Origin of the sequence: Streptomyces sp. NPDC059010, from assembly GCF_042740355.1 — a bacterium.
Lineage (GTDB): Bacteria > Actinomycetota > Actinomycetes > Streptomycetales > Streptomycetaceae > Streptomyces.
In genome coordinates this window covers 45,076-51,602 of record NZ_JBHYJA010000022.1, presented here as the reverse complement: position 1 = coordinate 51,602, position 6,527 = coordinate 45,076, and the positions used below count along the sequence as shown (strand labels likewise).

Genomic DNA, 6,527 nt, shown 5'->3' with positions numbered 1-6,527 from the left:
GTCTGGGGTTCGCTCGGGCCACTCGCCTCCATCGTCCCGCCCCCCACGCTCCCCCCCCCCTCGCGCCGCCCCCCCGCCCCCGCCCGCCCCGGGCGACCCCGCCCCGCACCACCGGTTTCGCCCCCCCCCCCCCCCCGCCCCTTGGCGTCGGTGATCGGGGCCATCCGGGCCAGCCAGGTGTACGTCCGGTCGCCGCCGACCGGGATGTACGTCCGTACGTCGGTGCCCCGGCCCGTGGTCAGCACGCGCAGGAGCTGCCGCTCGATGTCGTGGCTCTGGGCCCTGCCGCTCAGTTCCGGCGCCCGCAGCCCCCGGATGTTCTCCTCGGCGAGGCTGAGGACCTCGGCCATGACGGCGTTGATCCGGCGCAGCCGGAGCCGTTCGTCGTAGATGGCGATGGCGCAGGGAGAGTCGAGCAGCGCGACGTTGTCCAGCGGGTCGCCGGGCACCCGGGGGCCGTCTCCCTCGACCGGCGTGACCACGAGCCAGCGGTCGGGCCCGTCGTCCCTCGCCCGTACCCGGTGGGCGAGCAGCCATACGGACACGGTGCCGCCGTCGCGGTGGCGCAGGCTGAGGACGCCGTCCCAGCGCTCGCCCCGCGGGGCGCCGGGGCGGCCGTACTCCTCGTCGGCCAGCAGATTCGCGGCCGGGTGCCCCAGGACGTCGGTGGCGCGGTGGCCCAGCAGCCGCTCGGCCCCCGCGTTCCACTCGACGAGCACGCCGCTGTCATCGATGACCGCCCGGGCCGTCGCGGCCTCGTCGAACGGATACTCCGGGCTCATGGTCGCCACTCCATCGCGCACACTCACGGTGATCAAGCGTGTGACTTGGGCTCCAGCCTAGTGCTTCGGCGCCCCGCCCGTACCGGAACCCTCGTGCGCACCCTTGACTCCTCCGCGTGTCACTCCGTCAGAATCTGTTCGTTCGCGATCAGTTGTGAGTACTTCTGGGCCCTGATGAGGGAGAGCCGCCATGACAGTCACTCGGAGATCGTTACTCGTCGCCTCCACGGCCGCTCCGGCGGCCGGAGCGCTGCTGAGCGCATCGACAGCACAGGCCGCACAGGCCGCCACGGAACTCGCCGGTGCCGCGTCCGGCCGCCGCACGGTCGCGCTGCGCGACGGCTGGCGCTTCGCCCTGGTCAACCCGGGTGGCATCACCGACCCGACCGGCGAGTACGCCGACGCCGCCGAGCCCGGCTACGACGACTCGGACTGGCGCGAGGTCGCGGTGCCGCACGACTGGAGCATCGAGTTCGCCCCGACCACCGAGCACGGCACCACCAGCGGCACCGGCTTCTTCCCCGGCGGCCTCGGCTGGTACCGCCTCGCCTTCACCCTGCCGCCCGCCCTCGCGGCGAAGCGGATATCGGTGGAGTTCGACGGCGTCTACATGGACTCGTACGTCTACTGCAACGGAGAGGAGGCCGGCCGCCACCCCTACGGCTACACCGGCTTCGCCTTCGACCTCACCGGCCTGGTGCACACCGACGGCAGCACCGAGAACGTCCTCGCGGTCAAGGTGCAGAACCGGCTGCCCAGCAGCCGCTGGTACTCCGGCAGCGGCATCTACCGCGAGGCCCGCCTCGTCGTCACCGAACCGGTGCACGTGGAGCGCTGGGGCACATACGTCACCACGCCCGAGATCACCGAGGAGCGGGGCACCGTACGGGTGCGGACCTCGGTGGTGAACGCCTCCGCCGCCGGCACGGACGTCGAGATCGTCTCCCGGGTCGTCGACCCCGGGGGCCGTACCGTCGCCCGTACGTCCTCCACGATCGCCGTCACCGACAAGGCGACGGCGACCCATGAACTCGTGGTCCCCGACCCGAAGTTGTGGGACTTCGAGACCCCGCACCACCGCTACACCCTGAACACCGAACTGCGCGTCGGCGGCACCACCACCGACACCTACCGCACCACCTTCGGCTTCCGCACCTTCCGCTTCGACCCGGACGAGGGCTTCCACCTCAACGGCACCCACAGCAAGATCAAGGGCGTCGACCTGCACCACGACCTGGGCGCGCTGGGTGCCGCCGTCAGCGTCGACGCGATCCGGCGGCAGATGACCATCATGAAGTCGATGGGCGTCAACGCCTTCCGTACCTCCCACAACCCGCCCTCGCCGGAGATGATCCGGGTCTGCGAGGAGATGGGCATCGTGATGCTGGTGGAGGCGTTCGACTGCTGGCGCTCGCCCAAGACGCGCTACGACTACGGGCGGTTCTTCGACGAGTGGGCCGACAAGGACATCACCGAGATGGTGCTGGCGGCCCGCAACTCGCCCGCCGTCCTGGTGTGGTCGATCGGCAACGAGATCTCCGAGTTCACCGCCACCTCAGGCCTCGCCATGGCGGACCGGCTCATCGCCGCCATCAAGGCCTGCGACGACACCCGCCCGGTCGTGATCGGCTCCCACCGCCACCGCAGCGTCCCCGCCCCGGGCACACCGGGCGATCTGATCCTGGCCAAGCTCGACGGCCTCGGCCTCAACTACAACACCGCCAAGTCGGTGGACGCCCTGCACGCCCGCTACCCCCACCTGTTCCTCTTCGAGTCCGAGTCGTCCTCCGAGACGTCCACGCGCGGCGCGTACCAGGAGCCCGAACGCCTCAACACCGGCGAGAACCACACGCCGGGCCGACGGGCCACCTCGTCGTACGACAACAACCTCGCCTCCTGGACCATGAGCGGCGAGTACGGGCACAAGAAGGACCGGGACCGCAAGTGGTTCGCCGGGCAGTTCCTGTGGTCGGGCATCGACTACATCGGCGAGCCGACGCCGTACGACGTCTTCCCGGTGAAGGCGTCCTTCTTCGGCGCGGTCGACACGGCCGGCTTCCCGAAGGACATGTACTACCTGTTCCAGAGCCAGTGGGTCGAGGAACCGATGGTTCATCTGCTCCCCATGACCTGGAACCACGCCGACGGCGACACGGTCGAGGTGTGGGCGTACTCCAACGTCGACACCGTCGAGCTGTTCCTCAACGGCAAGTCGCTGGGCACGCGCACGTTCGACACCAAGAAGACCGTCGACGGCCGGGCCTACCTGGAGACCACCGAGGCGACCGGCGACGACAAGACCTTCACCGACGGCCCCTACCCCGGCAGCTACACCAGCCCGGGCGGCAGCGCGGGCAAACTCCACCTCACCTGGAAAGTGCCGTACAGGGCAGGGGAGTTGAAGGCCGTGGCCCGCCGGGGCGGCAAAGCGGTCGCCGCCGACGTACTGCGCACGGCCGGTGCGCCGAACGCCGTCCGGCTGACCGCCGACCGCAAGTCCCTTGCCGCCGACGGCCGTTCACTGGTCTTCGTGATCGCCGAGGTCGTCGACGCGAGGGGTGTCGTGGTACCCGACGCCGAGGACCTGATCTCTTTCGAGGTGACGGGCGGCTCACTCGCCGGGCTCGACAACGGGCGGGAGGAGAGCGCCGAGCGCTACCAGGCCAGTACCCGCACCGCCTTCCACGGCAAGGCCCTGGCGATCGTACGGTCCGGCACGAAGGCGGGCACCTTGAAGGTGACGGCACGGGCCGAAGGCCTGCGGACGGGCGGCGTGACCGTGCGGACGACCCACGCGGGGTCCGCCGCGCTCACGCCGCCCACGGACTTCGAGCCCGACCACCCGGCACCCTCCAACTACCCGCTCGCGGACGCCAGTTACTCCGGGCGGCCCGACACCCTCCCGGCGGCCATGCTCGACGGCGACCCGGCCACCGGCTGGTCCAACGGTTTCGTCAAGGCGGCCACGGCCCTGCTGCCCGCCGTCGACGGGGCCCGGGCGCAGGACTGGGTGTCCGTCGACTTCGGGCGGGCCCGCACCTTCGACCGGGTGGAGGTCAACTTCACGCTGGACGCCACGCACACGCGGCCGGTGTCGGTCGCGGTCGAGGTGTGGGACGGCCGCCGGTATGTGCCGGTCGAGGGAGCGGCCGTCGAGTGGGCCACCGACTCGGACGCGCCCAGCATCATCACCTTCGACGCGGTACGCGGCTCCCGTCTACGACTCACCCTGACCAGCGCTCATCCGGGGGAGGCGCGAGGAGCGGTACGGATCAGCAAGCTGGAGATACCTACAGCCTGACCCACGTCACGGTCCGGACACCGGGCTCAACAGCGCCCCTTTCAGGGGCGCGGGGAACTGCGCGACCAGCCACAACGGCGCCGCAGACCAAAGCAGCCCGTCCGGACCGTTGACGGACTGTCATGTCGCCAACAAGCATGGACTGCGTCCGCATCTGGGAGCGCTCCCACGCCGGGAGCGTCACCCGCACCTCACCCGAGGAGCCCAGACGTGAAACGACGCAGAGCCACCCTGCTGACCCTGACGGCCCTACTGGCCGTAGGCCTCACCGCACCGGCCACCGCCGAAGAGGTCGAGCAGCTCAAGAACGGCACCTTCGACACCACCACCGCACCATGGTGGACGACGAGCAACGTCACCGCGGGCCTGTCCGGCGGACAGCTCTGCGCCGACGTACCCGGCGGCACCGCCGACCGCTGGGACGCCGCAGTCGGCCAGAACGACATCACCCTGGTGAAGGGCGAGTCGTACCGCTTCTCCTTCACCGCGAACGGCTCGCCCGAGGGTCATGCCGTGCGGGCGATCGTCGGGCTCTCGGCGGCGCCGTACGACACCTATTTCGAGGTGACGCCCGAGCTCAGCGTCTCCGGGAACTCCTACGCGTACACCTTCACCTCACCCGTCGACACCCCGCAGGGCCAGGTCGCCTTCCAGGTCGGCGGCAGTGCGGACGCGTGGCGCTTCTGCATGGACAACGCCTCCCTGCTGGGCGGCGTCCCGCCGGACGTCTACCAACCCGACACCGGGCCGCGCGTACGCGTGAACCAGGTCGCCTATCTGCCCACCGGACCCAAGAACGCCACGCTGGTCACCGCCGCCACCGAGAAGCTGCCCTGGCAGCTGAAGGACGCGTCCGGGACCGTGGTCGCCCACGGCTGGACCGTGCCGCGCGGCACCGACGTCTCCTCCGCGCAGAACGTCCACTCCATCGACTTCGGCGCCTACCGCAGGCAGGGCAAGGACTTCACGCTGGTCGCCGACGGGGACGCGAGCCGCCCGTTCGACATCGGGACGGCCGCCTATGAGCGGCTGCGCCTGGACGCCGTGAAGTACTACTACACACAGCGCAGCGGCATCGCGATCCGCGACGACCTGCGCCCGGGCTATGCCCGCCCCGCCGGACATGTCGGCGTGGCACCCAACCAGGGCGACGGCGCGGTGCCCTGCCAGCCGGGCGTGTGCGACTACAAGCTCGATGTCACCGGCGGCTGGTACGACGCGGGCGACCACGGCAAGTACGTCGTCAACGGCGGCATCTCCGTGTGGGAACTGCTGAGCACCTACGAGCGCGAACTGCTGGCCCGCACCGGGGAGCCGGGGAAGCTGCGCGACGGCACGCTCGCCATCCCGGAGAGCGGCAACAAGGTGCCGGACATCCTGGACGAGGTCCGCTGGGAGCTGGAGTTCCTGCTGAAGATGCAGGTGCCCGCGGGGCAGCCACTGGCCGGCATGGCGCACCACAAGATCCACGACGAGCAGTGGACGGGCCTGCCGCTGCTGCCGAGCGACGACCCGCAAAAGCGCGAGCTGCATCCGCCGTCCACCGCGGCGACCCTCAACCTGGCGGCGACCGCCGCGCAGGCGGCGCGCCTGTACAAGGCATACGACAAGGAGTTCGCGGCGAAGACGCTGGCAGCCGCGCGCAAGGCCTGGTCGGCGGCGCTCGCGCACCCCGACCGGTACGCCTCCGAGAGCGACGGCGTCGGCGGCGGCACCTACGCCGACAACAACGTCACCGACGAGTTCTACTGGGCCGCGGCCGAGCTGTATCTCACCACGGGGGAGCGGGAGTTCGCGGATCACGTCCTCAACTCGCCCGTCCACACCGCGGACGTCTTCGGCTCCCTCGGCTACGACTGGGCCAGGACCGCGGCGGCGGCCCGGCTGGACCTGGCGACCGTGCCGAGCGCGCTGCCCGGCCGGGACAAGGTGCGCCAGTCGGTGATCAAGGGTGCGGACGGCTATCTGGGCACCCTGAAGTCACAGGCGTACGGCATGCCCTATGCCCCGGCCGGCAACCTCTACGACTGGGGCTCCAACCACCAGATCCTGCACAACGCCGTCGTCATCGCCACCGCGTACGACATCACGGGCGCCTCGAAATACCGTGACGCAGCGGTGCAGAGCATGGACTACCTCTTCGGGCGCAACGCGCTGAACATCTCGTACGTGACCGGCTACGGCGAGGTCAACTCCCACAACCAGCACGCCCGTTGGTACGCCCACCAGCTCGATGCGAGCCAGCCCAACCCGCCGGCCGGCACGCTGGCGGGCGGACCGAACTCCGGCATCCAGGACCCCTACGCACAGAGCAAACTCAAGGGCTGCGTCGGTCAGTTCTGCTACATCGACGACATCCAGTCCTGGTCGACGAACGAGCACACCATCAACTGGAACTCGGCGCTGACCCGGATGGCGTCGTTCGTGGCGGACCAGGGATGACC

General features: G+C 70.3%; 3 protein-coding genes. 2 read left to right on the top strand and 1 reads right to left on the bottom strand.

Annotated features, from left to right (window positions below; genetic code table 11):
• On the bottom strand, positions 1–782 hold a 782-nt coding region (locus tag ACFWYS_RS24110; RefSeq protein WP_384772546.1), incomplete at its 3' end, for a PAS domain-containing protein.
• A 190-nt stretch (positions 783–972) separates the two neighbouring features.
• Between ACFWYS_RS24110 and ACFWYS_RS24105 the strand changes: the two genes are divergently transcribed.
• Positions 973–4,083, top strand: a complete 3,111-nt coding sequence (locus ACFWYS_RS24105; RefSeq protein ID WP_384772543.1) for a glycoside hydrolase family 2 TIM barrel-domain containing protein — start codon at positions 973–975, stop codon at positions 4,081–4,083.
• 210 nt (positions 4,084–4,293) lie between these two features.
• Positions 4,294–6,525, top strand: coding sequence for a glycoside hydrolase family 9 protein (locus tag ACFWYS_RS24100; protein ID WP_384772540.1), 2,232 nt, complete (start codon positions 4,294–4,296; stop codon positions 6,523–6,525).
• Positions 6,526–6,527: the final 2 nt, after the last annotated feature.